Below are 17,430 nucleotides of genomic sequence, written 5' to 3'. Positions count from 1 at the left end.
AGGCCATGCAGGATGCATGACATGTGCATCACACATGTTGTATGCATAGTGCATATTGGCTGTATGGTCCATATCGTTAGTTAACGTCAGCAAAGGGAGATGTTCGTGAGCACACCCAGCTCCACTGTTCGGCCCAATGCCGTCCTGGCCGTTCTGGCGTCCGCGGGCATTCTCGCAGCGCTGATGCAAACCCTCGTCGTACCGTTACTCGGTCAACTACCCCAGATTCTGCACAGCACGCCGTCCAATACCACCTGGGTCGTCACCGTCACCCTGCTCGTCGGCGCCGTCGTCACACCCGTCGCCGGGCGCCTCGGCGATATGTACGGCAAGCGGCCGGTACTGCTGGCCTCGTTCGTCCCGCTCGTCATCGGCTCGGTGGTGTGCGCGACGGCCACCGCCGTCCTGCCGATGATCATCGGCCGCGGCCTGCAGGGCATGGGCGTCGGCATCATTCCCCTCGGCATCAGCGCGATCCGGGATCTGCTCCCGCCGGAACGCCTCGGTTCGGCCATCGCTCTGATCAGCGCCTCGCTCGGCATCGGCGGCGCACTCGGACTTCCCGTCGCCGCCGCCGTCGTCGAGAACAGCGACTGGCGGATGCTGTTCTGGGGCTGCGCTGTCCTGGCCGCGGTCGTCGGGGTGCTGATCTTCCTCGTGATCCCCCATATCCCCACCGACGGACCCGCCGGGCGTTTCGACTACCTCGGCGCGGTCGGACTCGGCATCGGACTGGTCTGCTTACTTCTCGCCGTCTCCAAGGGCGCGAGCTGGGGCTGGTCGAGCACCACGATCCTCGGCCTGTTCGCCGCCGCGATCGTCGCGATCCTGATCTGGGGCTGGTACGAACTGCGCACCTCCCAGCCACTGGTGGACCTGCGCGTCACCGCGCGCCCACAGGTTCTGGTCACCAATGCCACCTCGGTGGTCGTGTCCATGGCCATGTACGCCCAGGCGCTGCTCATCCCCCAACTCCTGCAACTGCCGAAATCCACCGGGTTCGGCCTCGGCCAGTCCATGCTGGCGATGGGCCTGTGGATGGCGCCCGCCGGTTTCACGATGATGCTGATGTCCCCGGTCGGCGCGCGCCTCTCCGCCGCTCGCGGCCCCAAATTCACGCTGGCCGCGGGCTGCGTCGTCATCGCCACCGGCTACGCCATCTCGTTGCTCGTAATGGGTTCCACCTGGGGCATCCTCGCGGTGACCGTCACCATCAACATCGGTGTCGGCTTCGCCTACGGGGCCATGCCCGCGCTGATCATGGGCGCTGTCCCCCATTCCGAGACCGCCGCGGCCAACAGCTTCAACACCCTGATGCGGGCCGTGGGAACCTCGATCTCGGCTGCCATCGTCGGCGCGATCCTGGCGCAGATGACCGTATCGGTAGGCGGACATATGTTCCCCACGGAGAACGGGTTCCGCGTCGGACTGCTGATCGGATGCGGCGTCGCGATCATGGGTGCGGCACTCGCCTCGGCCATTCCGGTGCAGCGAGTGCTGACCGGGGTCGCACCGCGACCGAAGGTGGCGTCGAAGGTCTAGACCTGCCGGGATACCCCGCCGCTCGTGAACTATCGCGGGCGGCGGGGTTTCGCGTCAACGGACACCGGATCACGCCGCGCCGGCCGGATCACGCCGGGATTCGGCCGATGACGACGCGTCGCCGTCGGGACCGTCGACGGCGACCGGGTCGGACACTCCGATCATCCGCAGCATCGGCGCGGTCATCGCCGTGGTCACCAACGCCATCACCACCAACAGCGAATACAATTGCGGCCCGATGATTCCGATTCCGAGTCCGATATTCAGTATCACGAGCTCGGTCAGCCCACGGGTGTTCAACAGTGCCGCCAAAGCCGCCGCGGGGCGAGCCCCGATCCCGGACATTCTCGCGGCCAGGTAGACACTTCCCAATTTCCCCGCGATCGCCACCCCCACGATGACAGCGAGTTCGCCGACCGCCGTGCGATCGATCGATCCGAGATCGACGGCAAGACCCGAAACGACGAAGAACCCCGGCAAAAGCACCGAACTCAGCACTCGCGCACCGGATTCGACCGGCTTCCTGTGCGCCCGAGGGAAGACGACACCGAAGGCGAACGCACCGAATATCAGGTGCAGACCGGTCCATTCGGTCACCGCGCCCAGTAGCAGCGCACCGCCGACCCCGACCACGATCATCGTCTGCTCGGTCGCCACCGACGCCAGCCGCGCGAGGACCGGACGCACCACCCACCATGTCACCGCCACGACGGGTACCAGCAGAACCGGACGCCACTGGCTCCCCACCGATGGATGCGCGATGGCGAGCACGATGGCCAGCGCCGACCAGGCCAGGAGGTCGACCAGCGCGGCGCAGGCCAGGCTGAGCTGACCGATCTCTGTTCGAATCATGCTGCGGTCGTGCAGGATTCGGACAAGGACGGGAAATGCCGTCACGGCGAGCGAACACCCGATGAACAGCGCGAAATTCAGCCGGTCACCGGTCTCGTGGCGCGACAACGCGATCGCGGCGACACCGCATCCGAGGACGAAGGGAATTCCGTAGGCCGCGGCGGACACCACCGAAATCGACCGTCGAGCCCCCGCGAACATTCCGCGGTCGAGTTCGAGTCCGGCCACGAACATGAACACGGCGACACCGACATTGGCGAGCAGACTCAGATACGGACGGATCTCGAGGGGAAACAACGTGGACGACAGATGGGGACCGAGAACGGTCGGCCCGGCCAGGATCCCCGCCGTGATCTCCCCGATCACCGCGGGTTGACCGACTCGCTCGGCGAGCCACCCCAGGCTCCTTGCCATCGCCATGATGACGACGAGATCGAGGAACACCACCACGATTTGGCTGCTGTGCACTCTCCCATCCTCGCGGCAGGCGGACGGACGGCGCGACTCGTCGGCCCACCCCCGAGGCGGACCCGGCCGGCGTGCGACCGCGAAGGCGGACCTCAGGCGAGCCCGCGTGCGCGGCTCACACGGCGAGCGGGGATGTGGGCGGGAAGGTGACCGGCAGCTCGGTCAGCGCCCGATGGAACGGTCCCGGCCGCCACGTCGGGGTGCCGTCCGGCAGGTCGATCTCGATCTCGGGCAACACGTCGAGAAGTTGATCGATGGCGCATTCGGCGATCAGATACGCCAGCGATTGCGCGGGGCAGGCGTGCGCGCCGATCCCCCAGGCCAGATGCGCGCGGTTACCGGTGAGGTCGGCACTGCGGACCGCGGGGTCGTTATTGCACGCGGCCATGCTGATGACGACAGGCTGATGCGCGGGCAACCAGACATCATCGATCACGATCGGCTGGCGGGGGTAGGTGATCAGCAGATTCGCCAGCGGGGGGTCGTTGAAGAGCACCTCGTCGAGCGCGTCGCGGGAGGACAGATTCCCGCCGAGGACGCTGCCGCCGAAGCGGACATCGGTGACGATCAGCAGCAGGGTGTTGACGATCAGGTTCAGTTGGAACTCGATACCACTGCCGTAGACCTGTGACACATGGTGCGAGACTTCGACGTCGTCGAGACCGGAGGGATGTTGCAGCAGCGTCGAGGGGATATCCCGGCCGGGTTCGGCCCGTTTGAGCGTCACCAGGCTCATGAGCGCCTCACCGAGCAACTGGTTGCCCGCCTCGGCGTCGACCCCCTCGATCAGGGCGGCCGTTCCCGCCGCCACCTTGGCGCTGATCTCGGGCGGACACCCCAGCATGTGGTTGACGGCGTCGAAAACCAGCGGGAAGGCGTACTGCCGAATCAGATCGGCGCGTCCGTCGGCGCAGAAGGTGTTGATCAACTCGACGGCGAGTTTGTCCACGACGCCGCGCATCGCGAACAGGTCGACCGAGTCGATACTCGCCGTGATCGCCTGGCGATAGCGGGTGAACTCCGCGCCCGCGCTCCTGCTCGCCATCGGCCGCCACTCCAGCAGCGGAAGGATGGGGCAATCCGACGGCACGCTCTGCTGCCAAGTTCGCGGATCCGCGGGGAATCGGTCGGGGTCGTTGAGGATCTGCACCGCGGTCCGGTAGGAGATCACCAGCGTGGCCGACACGCCCGGCGCCAGTTCCACCGGAACCAAACTTCCGTAGCGACTACGCATTTCGCGGTAGAAGCGGTGCGGGTCCGCAGCGAACTCCGGTGAATGCAACGGGATCCGGTCTTCGTCGGTCGGGATCGGCGAGTGGTGGACGACCGGGCACGACAGATCCCGGGACTGCTTCGTACTCAAGTAAGAACCTCCCCAAATGTGTTCGTGTGCATTGCAGGTTGGTGAATCGCCGACACTCTGCGCGCGATGACGCCGCGACCGAGCGCGTTACGTGGAAAACGGGTGACCCCGGTAGATGGTACGACACGCTGTGGACACACGTGGACCCGCGAAAACGAGCTGGGCGGAATGTTTTTCGCCCGTTCAACTCGTCGTGGTAATGAATGCCCGGCACCCTCGGCCCGGACGGTCCGGGGCCTCACACGCCGAGCGCACCGAGCGAATCGCGGCCATCGATGGCGGCGGTGATGCGTTCCAGCAGCGTCGTATATGCCAGGTCCTGCGGTTCACAGCCCCGAATCGACGGTGTAGGCGAAATCGTGAGCCCAATCACCCGCTCGCCCCCGCCCACAGGCGCTCGCCGCGACCGTGCGGCGATTGCGGTCGACCGCCTCGACCCTACTCAGTCCGACCAAGGTGATCCGTCGCGGCATGTCGCTTCAGACCACACCCAATCGGGGCGCCAGCTTTTCGAGCTGATCGACCGCGGTCGACAAATCCGGCGCGAGCGGGTGCAGCAGCACGTGATCCGCGCCCGCCGCCCGATGTTCGCGCAGCCGTTCGGCCACCGCGTCCGGATCACCAGCGGCCAGTATCGCGTCGATGAGGCGGTCGCTTCGCCTGCCGGCGAGATCGTCGTCGGTGTAGCCGAGTCGCCGGAAATTCGCGGTGTAGGGACTCGATTCACCGCGTGTATCTGCGGCGACCATCATGCGCAGCACTTCCCGAGCCTGTTCGACCGGCATATCGGCGAGCAGGAACTGGTGCGGGATCAGCAGCGGGTCGGGGCCGAGGGTCTGCCTGGCGAGCACGGTGTGAGCGACCGGCTGACTGAACGGGTGCGCACCATCGGCACGTGTGGCGGCGAGCCCCATCGTCTTCGGCCCGAGTGCCGCGAGCACCCGCGAATAACGGATATCGGGCAGCAGCGTCCGCGCCGCGTCGTCCATCCGGTCGAGGTAGTCGCGCACCATGGCCAACGGTCTGTCTCCGGTCTGCCCGCCCAATCCGAGTACCAGACGTCCGGGATACGCCTCGGCGAGAGTCGCCGCCGCGCCGTGCGTCGCGGCGGGTTCGCGCAGGGTGATATTCGCGATGCCCGCCCCCGTCACCAGCCGGTCGGTGGCCGCGAGCACGACCGCCAGTTGCGTGAAGATCTCCCGGCCGCGAATCGGCGAGACCACAGGGGCCTCCCCCGTCCAGAACGAGCCGTAGCCGAGATCTTCGATCCGGCGCACCTGCGCCCGTTGCTCGCCGATCGGGGTGGACAGCAGCGTTGCCGGGGCGATCCACACCCCGAAAGAGCCGAGGCGCGTGCGCAGTTCGGCGCGGTCGGCGACAGCAGATGTCATGTTCGGTCCTTCACGGTCATCAAGCGGAGGGTTCCTCCGCTTCGGTGACTCTACGATACGGAGGGATACTCCGTTTTGTGAAGCCGAGGAGGAAGATGGATCACCCGCCCGCCGCGCGCCCGCTGCGGGCCGACGCAAAACGCAATCGCGAACAGTTGCTCGGCGAGGCGCGCACGGCATTCATCGAACGCGGCATCGACGCGCCGCTCGAGGAGATCGCCGCACGAGCAGGCGTCGGCGTCGGCACCCTCTACCGGCATTTTCCGACGCGGGAGGCGCTGCTCGAGACCCTGCTGCGCGACCGATTCGACGCGCTCGCCGACGCCGCGTCGGACCTGAGGCCAGACCCCGATCCCGGGTCAGCGCTGACCGAATGGACCTTGCGATTCATCGACACCACCACGGTCTACCGTGGCCTCATCGGGGCACTCACCGCCACCCTGCACGATCCCGCGTCCGCACTGCACACCTCCTGCGAACGTATGCGCGCCGCGGGAGCCGACCTGCTCGACCGCGCCCGCGACGCGGGACGGGTGCGCGCCGACCTCGGACCCGATGAGTTCCTGGGATTGGTCGCCGGAGTCGCGTGGGCGGGCGAGCAGATGCGCCGCACCGGGCCCGAGGACCGACGGCGACTGCTGGCACTGCTGTTCGAAGGGCTCGGCGAGACAACGCGGTCGCGATGAGCGCACGCCGACGCGCGCGCGAAGGCGGCGGAGCGGAATTCGTCTACTGATCTTCGCCGGACCGCTCGGGCGGGAATCCGCCCGTCGCGACCGGACCCCAGCGTTCGATATGCACGCGGATCAGCGATTTGTCCTGCCGGACCATGGCTTGCCGGTATTCGGCCCAGTCGGGATGCTCCCCGGAAATGCAGCGGAAGTACTCGACGAGACCGTCGAGCGCCTCCGGCATGTCCAGCACCTCGGCCCGTCCGTCGACCTGCACGTACGCGTCGTCCCAGTCGTCGGACAGAACACAGAGCGAGACCCGCGGATCACGGCGGGCATTGCGTGCCTTCGCCCGGGTGGGATATGTGGCGACGACCAGGCATCCATCGGAATCGATACCGCAGGTGACCGGAGAGAGCTGGGGCCGTCCGTCGGCACGGGTGGTGACCAGCACGGCACGATGTCTCGGGCGCAGGAAGTCGAGCAGCTCGGATCGTTCGACGGTGTCGGCGGTGGCGATACGTGGCATATCTCCGATACTGGCACGGGAAGGTTCGTCGTGGATTCCGAAGGCAATAGATCCCGAATTCACCGGCTGCCGAACGCTAGGATGACGCGACCAAGGCTCCCGACGCCGGTGCGGTGACGCACGAGGCGATCGACCACGGGGCACGGAATCGGCGGAGGCGGAGGGCGATGCGCGGTAGTCGGTGTTGGCGTGCGGTCGCGGCCGTGGTGTGCGGCGTCGGGTTGTTGCCCTGGGTGTCGGTGAGCGCGGTCGCCGCTCCCGACGACGGCGTCGTCTGGTTGTGCCGACCCGAGATGATCGACGACCCGTGTGACGCGAGTACGGCGACAACCGTGCGGCGGGCGGGACAGCCGGATATCCGGGAAGAACCGGCCGCGCCCGCCGATCCCGGCGTGGACTGTTTCTACATCTATCCCACGGTGTCGCTCCAGCAGACACCCAATGCCGACACCACCGTGACACCCGAACTGCGGATCGTCGCCCAACAGCAGGCGGCGCGCTTCTCCCAGGTGTGCCGGATCTACGCACCCGTGTATCGGCAGCGGACCCTGGGCGCACTGGCGGAAGAACGCGACTACACCCCCGAGCAGCGCGCCGAACTGTCGCGCATCGCGTACGAGGACGTGCGGCGGGCCTGGCAGCAGTTCGTCGCCGAACACGACAGCGCGCGGCCGGTGGTGCTGATCGGCCATTCGCAAGGCGCGCGCATGCTGCGGCAGCTGATCCGTGAGGAGATCGACCCGAGGCAGGCGACGCGGGATCAGATCCTGTCCGCGATCCTGCTCGGCGGCAATACGGTGGTGGCGAAGAACAGCGATGTCGGCGGCGATTTCCAGCATCTACCCCTGTGCCGTAGCGAGCAGCAGACACAGTGCGTGCTCGCTTGGCAGACCTTCGACGAAACGCCGCCGCCGGACAGCAGATTCGGCCGCGCCCCCGCGACGCCGGAAGCCGCGCCCCGGCCGTACGGACCGGATTTCGAGGTCGCGTGCACCAACCCGACCTCGCTGGACCGCAACGAATCCCGCGGCGCGGCGACCATTCTGCGCGCGAGTCCCGTTCCCAGCCCGCTCGGCATCGAGATCGCGCTGCGTGCCGGGCCGTCCGCGGCTCTCGCGCCGACTCCGTGGCTGATCCCCGCCGAAACCTATCTGGTGCGGTGTGTGCGCGAGAACGACGCGACAGTACTGATGGCAGCTCCCGGCCCCGGCAGTCCTGACCTGCCCGCCGTCCCCGACGCGAGCTGGGGCCTGCATCTGGCCGACGTCGAGATCGCACTCGGCGACCTGGTGCGGATCGTGGCGGCGCAGAGCAGCGCCTACCGTGCGGCACATCCCTGATTCCCGCGCGTTAACCGCGCTTTCAGGTAACGACAAGTCGCGGCGGCAACACTCGGCGACATTCCACATCCCCCGCACGACAGGACACCGACCATGGCTTCCAGCATCCGTTCCCTCCGCGCGGCGTCGGCCGTCGCGCTCGCCACCGTGGCGACGACCGTCGCCGTCGCCTTCGCGGGCGCCGCTGAGGCAGGCGTATGCACCCGGGTCGAGTTCGCGCCGGGCACCAGCGACGCCGTTATCGACGGAGCGGTGGTGCGCGGTGACGCCGACAGCTACTTCTTCGAGGCGCGCCGCGGACAGGTGCTCAATACCACCCTGACCTCGGTCGAGGGGAACGCGAATTTCAGCATCGCGAGTCCCGAAGGTGCCGCGCTGGTCGTCGAGGACGCCTGGACCGAGATCGTCCTGCCGTCCGACGGTTTGTACCGGGTGACCGTCGCGCCGACGCGCGGTAACGCCACCTACACCCTGTACGTGGAAATCATCTGAGAAACCGGCTGTTCGTCGCGCCGGATCAGGCCTGCGTGACGGCGAGCATCTGGGTGGTGCGAACGCAGTGACGGCCCTTCGCGTCGTAGACGTCGACCTCCACGCAGATCAGCGCACGGCCGACCCGGACCGGGCGGGCCTCGGCGGTGGCCGAATCGCCCCGCAGCGGAGCCAGGAAATAGGTCGAGGATTCCGCGGTGGTGGTGACCTGCCCCGGCGTGACATGCACGGCCGCGCACAGCGCCGCCGCCACATCGCACAGACTCATCAGCGCACCCCCGTGCATTCCGCCGCCCATGGTGCCCAACTGCTCCCGATGCGGCAGCCGTACCCGTACCGATTCGGCCGTCGCCTCCTCGATCCTGACGCCGAGCGTTTCGGCGAAAGGCGCTACCGCGTAAAGAACTTCATCGTTCAGCTGCATCGCGTCATCATCGCACTCGACACCACGCGAACGGGGTCGAGCGCCTGCTGCGCCACCGGCGGTCGTCCCGGTTCGCGAGGCGGTCGAAGAGACCCGGCGCACGGATCCACGAAGACCTCGGGGCGTGCGATCCGGACGCGTTCACGGACAGGCAGCGGCACGATCGCCGCGACGGATGCGTCGCGTCAGAGGCAGACGCTGATACTGAACGGCGGCAACGGGATATTGAGGCACAACGCTACCGAACCGGCCACCGGGGTGGATGGTGCGGGGGCGGCCGACGCGGCCGGAGCCGCGAGTGTCCCGATGGATACCGCGATGGCGGTGACGGCAAACGCTTGTGCTGCTTTGGTGACCATGATGACGTTCCTCGGCTGAGCGGTACGGCGACTGGCGAGCCAGTGTTGACCCGCCTGACATCATGCGCCGATGCCATGGACGAGGCAAGGGGCAATCGATCGGGCCGGGCGCCCCTCTCGCCGACCGGCCAGCGAAACTCCTTGTATCCCACACTATTACCCGCCAGGACGAGCGGTGAGGTATGCCCCGATCGCCGATTCGGCGCGGATCACCCGTACCGCGCGGCGATCGGATCCCCTTCCCGAATCCGACTCACCGCATCTCCAGCGGTGAAGATCAGCACTGGTGAACTTTCGGCAAATACGATGCACGGGCTGCACCCGAGCACACCGACGCCGATGAACCGAAGGAGAATGTCATGGCCGCATGGACGAACGATCAACTCGACACGATCGCGCGAGTCGACGAGATCGAGATATCCTCCCGCCGCACCGACGGAACATTGAACACGCCGCGGATCATCTGGGCGGTGCGCGACGGTGACGACGTCTATATCCGATCCGTCAACGGACCATCCGCCGCCTGGTACCGAGCCACCCGCGGCCGTCGCGAAGGTCACCTGCACGCATCCGGTGTCGATACCGATGTCGTGTTCATCGACGCCGACGCCGCGGTCAACGACCGCGTCGACGCCGCCTACCGCGACAAATACCGCCGTTACGACGCCTCGATCGTCGATTCGATCAACAGTCCGCACGCCGCCGAAACCACCATGCTGGTAGTTCCGAGGTAGCCGACGAGCGACGCGAAAGCGCGTCACGCTCGGACCGTAACTCGCAGTGGCACCGGCCATCTCGATGCGGATGCGCCGTGGTCGCCGGCTTCAGGCGGCCCGGTCGCGCGGGCGGGTATATCGCCCGTTTGCTCACACCCACGTCGCGATCGCAAGTTCCGAGGGCACGGTTGTGAGTATGCCGACGAATCGGCCCGGGTCAACTTACGAATTAGCGGAAAACAGACGTAGGGTGACTGACTTCGGCACACGGCGACACCGGATACGATATTCCGGGCACCGTGCTGGTCGTGCTCGCCGCCTTCGTGGCGGTGGCGAAGCGTTCGTCCAATCCCCTTCTGCCGCTCTATATTCCATGGAACCGCAATCGCGCTCCCGGACTACTCGGGTCGATGATGGTCGGAGCTGTTCTGATCGGCGGCACCCTGTACCTGACGTTCTACCTGCAGATCCTGCTGGGGATGAGCCCGTTCGTCTCCGGGCTCGCTTCGGTGCCGCTGACCGTGGCGATCACCATCGCGGCCGGGATCTCGACCCAGCTGAGCATCCGGGTCGGCCCGAATATTCCGATGGCGGTCGGTCCGCTGATCGCCGCGGCGGGTCTGCTGCTGCTCGCCAGGATCGAGGTCGACGGCTCCTACTGGGCTCATGTGCTGCCCGCACTGTTCACCACGATCTACGTGGCCGCGAAGTCCGGGTTCACCGAACGCGACCCTTCCGGTGGGCCGCTGGAGGTCGAGGTGTCCGGGTATGTGCACCTCTTCGTCTGGGCGGCAGTGCTCCTCGCGATCATCTGCCCGGTGGTTCTCGCCCTGGTGCGAGCCGATAGGCACGACCTGCCCGCCGAAGGCGCCGTCGGCACGCACTGAGCCGATTCGCGGCATCGGCGCCGGGGCGATGTCCCGGTGCCGGTGCCGGTGCCGCCTGCTCGACATCACCGGCGGGACTCGGCCAAGGAAGTCGGCGCGTGCACCGTCCTCAGCTGACCGCTTTCTTCACCAGCTCGCCGATCCTCGCCTCGTCGGCGGCGGTCAACTGCGTCAGGGCGAACGCGGTCGGCCACATGGTGCCGTCATCAAGGCTCGCGATGTCGTTGAACCCGAATGTCGCGTACCTCGCGTTGAACTTCGCCGCGCTCTGGAAGAAGCAGACGACCTTGCCGTCCTTCGCGTACGCGGGCATGCCGTACCAGAGTTTCGGTGCGAGTTCCGGCGCGTTGGCTTTGACGACGGCGTGGAGACGTTCGGCCATCGCGCGGTCCGATTCCGACATCTCGGCGATTTTCGCCACCACGTCGGCCTCTCCGTTCGCCTTGGCACCGCGTGCGCCTCGGCGCGCGGCCGTTTTCAGCTCTTGCGCGTGCTCCTTCATCGCGGCTTTTTCCTCGTCCGTGAATCCCACGGACGATTTCTTCTCGGCGGTGCTCGCCCTGGTGGTCTTCCGCGCTTCGGTCATTGCCGAGTTCCTCCCTGCTGGTCTCGTTCGGGGACGATTCTCATGCTATGGAGCCGAGGCGGCCGACGGCTTCTTCAAAACTGATCAATCGTCATCCGCTGTTTGCCGTCGCCGCGGGACTCGCGATGCCGATCCCCCGGGCGCCGCAGCGCGTCACTCCGGTCGGCCGGAGTGACGTAGACGTAGCGCGCGGGTGAGTCGGTGCGCTTCCAGCAACAGCAGTTCGCCCAGGTGGGCGCGGCGGTCGACGCCGAAGCGACTCTCGACCCCGGTGATACTCAACGCCCACGCGGGTTCGTCACGGTGGTCGAAAACCGCCGCGCCCATACCCCAACTCCCCTCGACCAGCAGGCCGGGATTGAGCGAGTAGCCGGTCTCCCTCGTCCGCTCCAGACGCTCGGTCACCTCGTCGCGAGCATGCGGAGAACCCCATGCCTCGGTCAGCTGCACCCGGTCGAGATAGTCCGCGACGTCATGGGGCGGCAGATGGGCGAGGATGACGAGTCCGGCCGATGCCACGCCGAGCGGCAGCCGGATGCCGACGTGCAGGACATGCGATCGCAAGGGAAAACTACCCTCTTCGGCTGCCACGCATACGGTTTCGTCGCCGCGGCGGACCGAGAGAAAGGTGCTCTCGCCCGTGGTGCGGGCAAGATCGCGCAGTACCGGCCGCGCGATATCGACAATGTCGTAGCGACTCGCGGACAACGATCCGAGCAGATACAACTCTGGACCGATCGACCACCTGCCGGAACGATGATCGCGGTCGGCCAGGCCTTCGTCGGCCAGGGTCGTCAGCAGCCGGTGTACGGTCGGGCGGGCCAATCCGGTCGCGCTCGCCAGTTCCGACGTCGACGCGCCCTTCGGCTCCGCCGCGGCCAGCGCGCGTAACAGCGCGGTCGCCCGCCGGATTACCTGCGGCTTCTGCTGGTCGTCCACTCACACAGGATACGTCCACTCAGTGAACGCTTGACCTTCACCCGTCCACGGCGCGAACAATGTGGCCTTACCGCCCATATCCGGCTTGAAATGCCGCCGATCAGACGGTTGAGTAGCGACAGATCCCGATCAGGATGCCCACTGAATGAACGGCACCGAGATCGACCGGAAGGAACGACATGGGCACCACGGTCTTCACGACCCCCGCCGCTGCCGTAGCGGATATCGGCAACGACACCTCTATCGCAGTCGGCGGTTTCGGACTGTGCGGCATCCCCGACGAACTGATCCGAGCGCTCGCCGAGTCCGGCGTGAGCAATCTCGAGATATTCTCCAACAATTGCGGCGTCGACGACCACGGTCTCGGCATACTGCTTTCGGCGGGGCGGATTCGGCGCGTGGTCGCCTCCTATGTCGGTGAGAACAAGGAATTCGCCCGCCAATATCTGAGCGGAGAACTCGAAGTAGAGCTCACGCCGCAGGGCACCTTGGCAGAACGGCTGCGCGCCGGGGGCGCGGGCATTCCGGCGTTCTACACCCCGGCCGGAGTGGGCACCCCGGTCGCCGACGGCGGACTGCCCTGGCGATACGCCGCCGACGGCACCATCGCGGTCGCCTCCCCACCGAAGGAGACGCGCACCTTCGGCGACACCAGTTACGTACTCGAGCTGGGCATCACCGCCGATTACGCCCTCGTGCACGCCGCCGTCGGCGATACAGCGGGCAACCTGATATTCGAGAAGTCCGCGCTCAATTTCAATCCGCTCGCCGCCATGGCGGGCCGCGTCACCATCGCCCAGGTCGAACAATTGGTGCCCGCGGGCGCCCTCGACCCGGCGCAGGTGCACCTGCCGGGGGTGTTCGTGCAGCGCATCGTGCACACCGGCCCGCAGGACAAACAGATCGAGAAGCGCACCGTCACCGTCGAGGAGGGCTCGGCCCGATGACCACACGCACCGGATGGACCCGCGACCAGATGGCCGCCCGCGCCGCCGCCGAACTCACGGACGGCGAGTATGTCAACCTCGGAATCGGTTTGCCGACACTGATTCCCGGCTACCTGAGCGCCGACGTCAAGGTCACCCTGCACTCCGAGAACGGCATCCTCGGCACCGGACCGTACCCGCCACCCGACGCGGTCGACGCCGATCTCATCAACGCGGGCAAGGAAACCGTCACCGTCCTACCCGGCGCCGCGTTCTTCGATTCGGCGCTGTCGTTCGGCATGATCCGCGGCGGCCACATCAATACCGCTGTCCTCGGCGGGATGCAGGTATCACGCTACGGCGACCTCGCCAACTGGATGGTGCCCGGCAAAATGGTCAAGGGCATGGGCGGCGCCATGGACCTGGTTCACGGTGCGGGACGGGTCATCGTGCTCATGGAGCACACCGACCGGGAAGGCAATCCCAAAATCGTCGACACGTGCACATTGCCGCTCACGGGCCGCCGTGTCGTCGACCGGATCATCACCGATCTCGCCGTGATCGATATCCCCGGCGACGGAACCCTGATCCTGCGCGAACTCGCCCCCGGCGTCACCACCGAACAGGTCGAGGCAGCCACGGGCGCGCCACTGGTCGTCGACAGTATCGTGAGCTGATCGAGCCCGGTAGTTCAGCCGTGCGCATACTGTCGGATATGTCGGAATACGACGAATTCGGACTACTGGCCGAGAACGCGGCCGAAGCCGGACTGCCCTGGTCCGGTACGCCGCAGGTGCGACGGCTCGCCGCCGAGATCGGCGACGGGCGGAATATCAGCGCCCTACGCTGGGGCGACGGCGAACCGGAACTGGTACTGCTGCACGGGCGGACTCACCGCACTCCGACTGGCCGCCGAGCGCCCCGATCTGGTCCGCCGCCTCGTCATCGTCGATGTGACCCCCGGCACCGGCGACCACCCGGGCAAAACAGCCGCCATCACCGCATTCGTCAACGGCCCCGACGATTTCACGTCCTTCGACGAGATCCTCGACCGTACCGTCGCACACAATCCCGGCCGATCGGTCGCCTCGCTGCGACGTGGAATCCTGCACAACGCACGCGAACAACACAACGGCCGCTGGGCCTGGCGTTACGACCGGCTCCGCCCGACCGCCGACGGCTCACTCGATTTCAGTCCGCTGTGGAACGACGTCTCCGCGCTGCGAACGCCACCGATGCTGGTTCGCGGCGCGCGGTCACCAGTCGTCGACGATGCCGACACCGCGGAACTACTCCGCCGCCAACCTCTGGCACGGATCGAAATCGTCGACGGCGCGGGACATTCCGTGCAAGGCGACCGCCCGCTCGAACTCGCCGGGCTCATCCACGACTTCATCTTCGACCACGACGCCCACACCGACCGGGGCTGACCACCGGTTTCCGGCTCTACGGCGGGTGCGGATCACGGCTTCGCCGGCGGATATCGGAGGTCGGCGAGTAGCCGCCGTCAGCATGCGACGAATGTGATCCCAGCGCCTGCCACTCGGTACACAGGCCGAGCGAACTGCCGATAGCTTCCAACTATCGATCAGCCTGAGAATCACGAAAGCCACTGGTCTACAACGCAGCTCGCCAACCAGACATTCTGGTAGCCACTCTTTCCACAAGAATGGTGCATAACTTTTACCGATGTGTTAGACATATCGCCAACGGCAAGGAGGCGGTTGTGGCACGTCCGTATCGGCTCGTCATCTGGGGCCCAGGCGACATGGGTGGGCGCGCTCTGCGGGCCGCGCTCGAATCACCCGATTTCGAGGTGGTCGGCGTCAAGGTCTTCAGTCCGCACAAGAACGGCAGGGATATCGGCGAACTCGTCGGCCTGCCGCCGGTCGGCATCGCGGCGACGACCTCCAAGGAGGCGATTCTCGCCCTCGACGCCGACTGCGTCGTCCACACGCCGACCACGCCGTCGCTGGTGCAGGGCGCCGACGCGGACGTCCTGGATCTGCTCGAATCGGGCAAGAATGTGGTGTCGGCCGCCTCCTACCACAACCCGTCGATGACGAATTGGCTGTCAGCCTCGCAGACACCGCTTTCGGTACTGCGCACGGTGGCGGATATGAAGGTCACCGGCGACGCGTTCGGGTCGCGACTGCGCCCGGCGCTCGAGACGCTGCGATTCGGCATGAACGTACTGGATTCGGCGGCGGCGCGGCCACTTCGCCCCGGGCTGGAACGGCTGGCGGGTCTCGTCGTCGATCGCGCTGTTCCCCGCCGCCCTTTGGGAAGCCGGCTCCAGGCGGCCTGCCTATCGGGCGGGGTCTCGTTGCACGGAACGGGTCTGCATCCCGGTCTGATGGTCGAACAACTGCTGCTGCGCCTGGCCGGGCTGCTCGACGAGGTCACCGAGGTGCGTTTCCTCGAGGTGGGCGATCTGTCCGCGGCTCCCGACGGTATGTGGGGCGGGTTGGCGAGTCTGGGATTCGGCACGCCGCTCAGCGCCGTCGACTCCGACCACGCGATCGGCCTGATGCAGCATTTCTACTTCAACGACGTGCTCGGCAATGTCGCGCACGCGCTGTACGGCGTCGGGTCCGAGGCCGTGCGCGTCGAGCGGCATATCTATCCCGTGCCCGCGCGTGTCACGGTGCGCGCGGGCGGCACGGTGATCGAACCCGGCAGCGTCGGCGCCATCCACATGACCTATCGCGGCTATATCGGTGACCGCCTCTTCATGACCAATGAGGAGTGCTGGCACGTCGGGTCGGGCAACGCGCACCTCGGACCCGATCATCCGCGCAGCCTGTCGGGCGGACATGTGATCACCCTCGACGGCAGTCCGGGCCGCATCGAGATGCGCAACGAGATGGACGACGAGGCCTACAGCGCGGATTGGTCGGCCGTCACGGATATCTCGGTCAGGGCGATGCTCAGCGCGGTGCCGCAATTGTGCGCGGCGCCGCCCGGTGTCGTGATGCCCGATCTGAAGCCGCGCTACCGTCTGGAGAACGCATGAGTCCGAGGCCCATATCCGTCGCGATTCTCGGCACGGGCCCCATCGCGGACCGACTCGCCGCCAGGATCGACGAAGGTCACGACCTCCGCCTGACCGGACGGATCACCACCGCGCAGCCCGTACCGGAGGGGACCGACTGCGTGGTCTACGCGCCGACCCTCGCCGAGATCACCGGGGACGCGACGAAAGATGTGCTGGCGCTGCTCCGCGAGGGGCACGACGTGGTGTCGGCGATACCGCTCGACGGCCAGGTTCCGATCGCCGACATCCGCGACGCGTGCCGCGCGGGAAATTCGACCTTCCACGCGACAAGCGCCTTCCAGACCGCGCTCGCGACCCGCCTCGTGCGCTCCCTGTCCGAAGTCACCCGCGATATCCGCCGCGTCGAACTCGAGGAGGAACTCGACCTGCCCGATGCCGGGGTGTATCCCTGGAAAACGCTGGGCGACACAGGCATCGGGATCGAGGATATCGAGGCGGCGAGGTCGGCCGTTTCGGCGGTCGCCGGGTTTTACGAAGCCGGGCTTCGTGTGCTGGACGAGGCCGTCTTCGCCGGTGCGGCGGAAACGGACGCGACCCCCGCGGTGTCGGTCCAAGTGCTCACCACCGACGCGGGAATCGTGGAGAAGGTGATCGTGAACCGCGATTTCGGCCCCCGGCTGAGCTACCGATCGACCTGGATCGCGCGCACCGGCGACGGCGCGCCCCTGCGCTACCGGATCGTCACGGCCACCGACACCGCGAAAGGATCCACCACCGTGCAGTTCCATGGCGCGGACGGGCTGCATCCCGCGGACCATCTGACGTGCGTTGGCATCCTCGACGCGCTCCGCCCCATTCACGAGAGCGATGCCGGGATCGCGCACCGCGATCTGTCGATCACCTCTCTGATGTCCGACGACCGCCTCGCCACCTGACCTCGCGGCGAT

Annotated in this window: 19 protein-coding genes; 11 read left to right on the top strand and 8 right to left on the bottom strand. The window is 66.9% G+C overall.

Annotated elements, in window-relative coordinates:
- The first annotated feature begins 99 nt into the window (after window positions 1-99).
- Window positions 100-1,542 (top strand): MFS transporter, encoded by a 1,443-nt coding sequence (locus ABZS43_RS07040; protein WP_355034896.1) that lies wholly within the window; start codon window positions 100-102, stop codon window positions 1,540-1,542.
- Between the two features lie 69 nt (window positions 1,543-1,611).
- Here the strand turns inward: ABZS43_RS07040 and ABZS43_RS07035 are convergent, their stop codons facing one another.
- From ABZS43_RS07035 to ABZS43_RS07025, 3 genes are all read right to left on the bottom strand, one after another.
- A complete protein-coding gene (locus ABZS43_RS07035) occupies window positions 1,612-2,862 on the bottom strand; it encodes a cation:proton antiporter (protein ID WP_355034895.1) in 1,251 nt (416 codons plus the stop codon).
- A gap of 115 nt (window positions 2,863-2,977) precedes the next feature.
- On the bottom strand, window positions 2,978-4,225 hold the full coding sequence (locus ABZS43_RS07030) for a cytochrome P450 (RefSeq protein WP_355034894.1): 1,248 nt from the start codon (window positions 4,223-4,225) through the stop codon (window positions 2,978-2,980).
- Window positions 4,226-4,704: 479 nt separating this feature from the next.
- Window positions 4,705-5,616, bottom strand: coding sequence for a TIGR03620 family F420-dependent LLM class oxidoreductase (locus tag ABZS43_RS07025; RefSeq protein WP_355034893.1), 912 nt, complete (start codon window positions 5,614-5,616; stop codon window positions 4,705-4,707).
- A gap of 95 nt (window positions 5,617-5,711) precedes the next feature.
- Here ABZS43_RS07025 and ABZS43_RS07020 point away from each other — a divergent pair, with 95 nt between their 5' ends.
- The gene (locus ABZS43_RS07020) at window positions 5,712-6,302 is read left to right on the top strand and encodes a helix-turn-helix domain-containing protein (RefSeq protein WP_355034892.1); all 591 of its coding nucleotides are present in this window, start codon (window positions 5,712-5,714) and stop codon (window positions 6,300-6,302) included.
- A 43-nt stretch (window positions 6,303-6,345) separates the two neighbouring features.
- On the opposite strand, the gene ABZS43_RS07015 is transcribed toward ABZS43_RS07020, so the two are convergent.
- Entirely contained in the window at window positions 6,346-6,816 is a 471-nt protein-coding gene (locus ABZS43_RS07015) for a PPOX class F420-dependent oxidoreductase (RefSeq protein WP_355034891.1), read from the bottom strand.
- Window positions 6,817-6,983: 167 nt separating this feature from the next.
- On the opposite strand from ABZS43_RS07015, the gene ABZS43_RS07010 reads away from it, so the two are divergent.
- Both ABZS43_RS07010 and ABZS43_RS07005 read left to right on the top strand, forming a co-directional pair.
- The gene (locus tag ABZS43_RS07010) at window positions 6,984-8,156 is read left to right on the top strand and encodes a DUF3089 domain-containing protein (RefSeq protein WP_355034890.1); all 1,173 of its coding nucleotides are present in this window, start codon (window positions 6,984-6,986) and stop codon (window positions 8,154-8,156) included.
- A 93-nt stretch (window positions 8,157-8,249) separates the two neighbouring features.
- Window positions 8,250-8,648 carry a hypothetical protein gene (locus tag ABZS43_RS07005; protein WP_355034889.1) on the top strand — a complete coding sequence of 133 codons (399 nt, stop codon included), beginning with the start codon at window positions 8,250-8,252 and terminating at the stop codon, window positions 8,646-8,648.
- A 25-nt stretch (window positions 8,649-8,673) separates the two neighbouring features.
- Here ABZS43_RS07005 and ABZS43_RS07000 read toward each other — a convergent pair whose 3' ends face one another.
- Window positions 8,674-9,072 carry a PaaI family thioesterase gene (locus tag ABZS43_RS07000; protein WP_355034888.1) on the bottom strand — a complete coding sequence of 133 codons (399 nt, stop codon included), beginning with the start codon at window positions 9,070-9,072 and terminating at the stop codon, window positions 8,674-8,676.
- A gap of 185 nt (window positions 9,073-9,257) precedes the next feature.
- Complete coding sequence (locus ABZS43_RS06995) at window positions 9,258-9,431, bottom strand: hypothetical protein (protein ID WP_355034887.1); 174 nt, start codon at window positions 9,429-9,431, stop codon at window positions 9,258-9,260.
- A 359-nt stretch (window positions 9,432-9,790) separates the two neighbouring features.
- On the opposite strand from ABZS43_RS06995, the gene ABZS43_RS06990 reads away from it, so the two are divergent.
- Together ABZS43_RS06990 and ABZS43_RS06985 are read left to right on the top strand one after the other, a co-directional pair.
- On the top strand, window positions 9,791-10,165 hold the full coding sequence (locus ABZS43_RS06990) for a DUF2255 family protein (RefSeq protein WP_355034886.1): 375 nt from the start codon (window positions 9,791-9,793) through the stop codon (window positions 10,163-10,165).
- Window positions 10,166-10,446: 281 nt separating this feature from the next.
- A complete protein-coding gene (locus tag ABZS43_RS06985; RefSeq protein ID WP_355034885.1) occupies window positions 10,447-11,034 on the top strand; it encodes a hypothetical protein in 588 nt (195 codons plus the stop codon).
- A gap of 109 nt (window positions 11,035-11,143) precedes the next feature.
- Here the strand turns inward: ABZS43_RS06985 and ABZS43_RS06980 are convergent, their stop codons facing one another.
- On the bottom strand, window positions 11,144-11,620 hold the full coding sequence (locus ABZS43_RS06980) for a DUF1801 domain-containing protein (RefSeq protein WP_355034884.1): 477 nt from the start codon (window positions 11,618-11,620) through the stop codon (window positions 11,144-11,146).
- 153 nt (window positions 11,621-11,773) lie between these two features.
- Window positions 11,774-12,559 carry an IclR family transcriptional regulator gene (locus ABZS43_RS06975; protein ID WP_355034883.1) on the bottom strand — a complete coding sequence of 262 codons (786 nt, stop codon included), beginning with the start codon at window positions 12,557-12,559 and terminating at the stop codon, window positions 11,774-11,776.
- 179 nt (window positions 12,560-12,738) lie between these two features.
- Between ABZS43_RS06975 and ABZS43_RS06970 the strand changes: the two genes are divergently transcribed.
- The 5 genes from ABZS43_RS06970 (at window position 12,739) to ABZS43_RS06950 (ending at window position 17,418) form a co-directional block, all read left to right on the top strand.
- Window positions 12,739-13,506, top strand: coding sequence for a CoA transferase subunit A (locus ABZS43_RS06970; RefSeq protein ID WP_355034882.1), 768 nt, complete (start codon window positions 12,739-12,741; stop codon window positions 13,504-13,506).
- On the top strand, window positions 13,503-14,162 hold the full coding sequence (locus ABZS43_RS06965) for a CoA transferase subunit B (protein WP_355034881.1): 660 nt from the start codon (window positions 13,503-13,505) through the stop codon (window positions 14,160-14,162). The genes ABZS43_RS06970 and ABZS43_RS06965 overlap by 4 nt, the downstream gene beginning before the upstream one ends.
- 36 nt (window positions 14,163-14,198) lie before the next feature.
- Window positions 14,199-14,915, top strand: coding sequence for an alpha/beta hydrolase (locus tag ABZS43_RS06960; RefSeq protein ID WP_355034978.1), 717 nt, complete (start codon window positions 14,199-14,201; stop codon window positions 14,913-14,915).
- Window positions 14,916-15,211: 296 nt separating this feature from the next.
- Complete coding sequence (locus ABZS43_RS06955; RefSeq protein ID WP_355034880.1) at window positions 15,212-16,501, top strand: hypothetical protein; 1,290 nt, start codon at window positions 15,212-15,214, stop codon at window positions 16,499-16,501.
- A complete protein-coding gene (locus tag ABZS43_RS06950; protein ID WP_355034879.1) occupies window positions 16,498-17,418 on the top strand; it encodes a hypothetical protein in 921 nt (306 codons plus the stop codon). The genes ABZS43_RS06955 and ABZS43_RS06950 overlap by 4 nt, the downstream gene beginning before the upstream one ends.
- Window positions 17,419-17,430: the final 12 nt, after the last annotated feature.

The sequence above is a fragment of the Nocardia sp. NPDC005366 genome (assembly GCF_040606855.1).
In the GTDB taxonomy this organism is placed as follows: Bacteria; Actinomycetota; Actinomycetes; order Mycobacteriales; family Mycobacteriaceae; genus Nocardia.
This window is presented reverse-complemented; position numbering and strand designations above follow the sequence as displayed.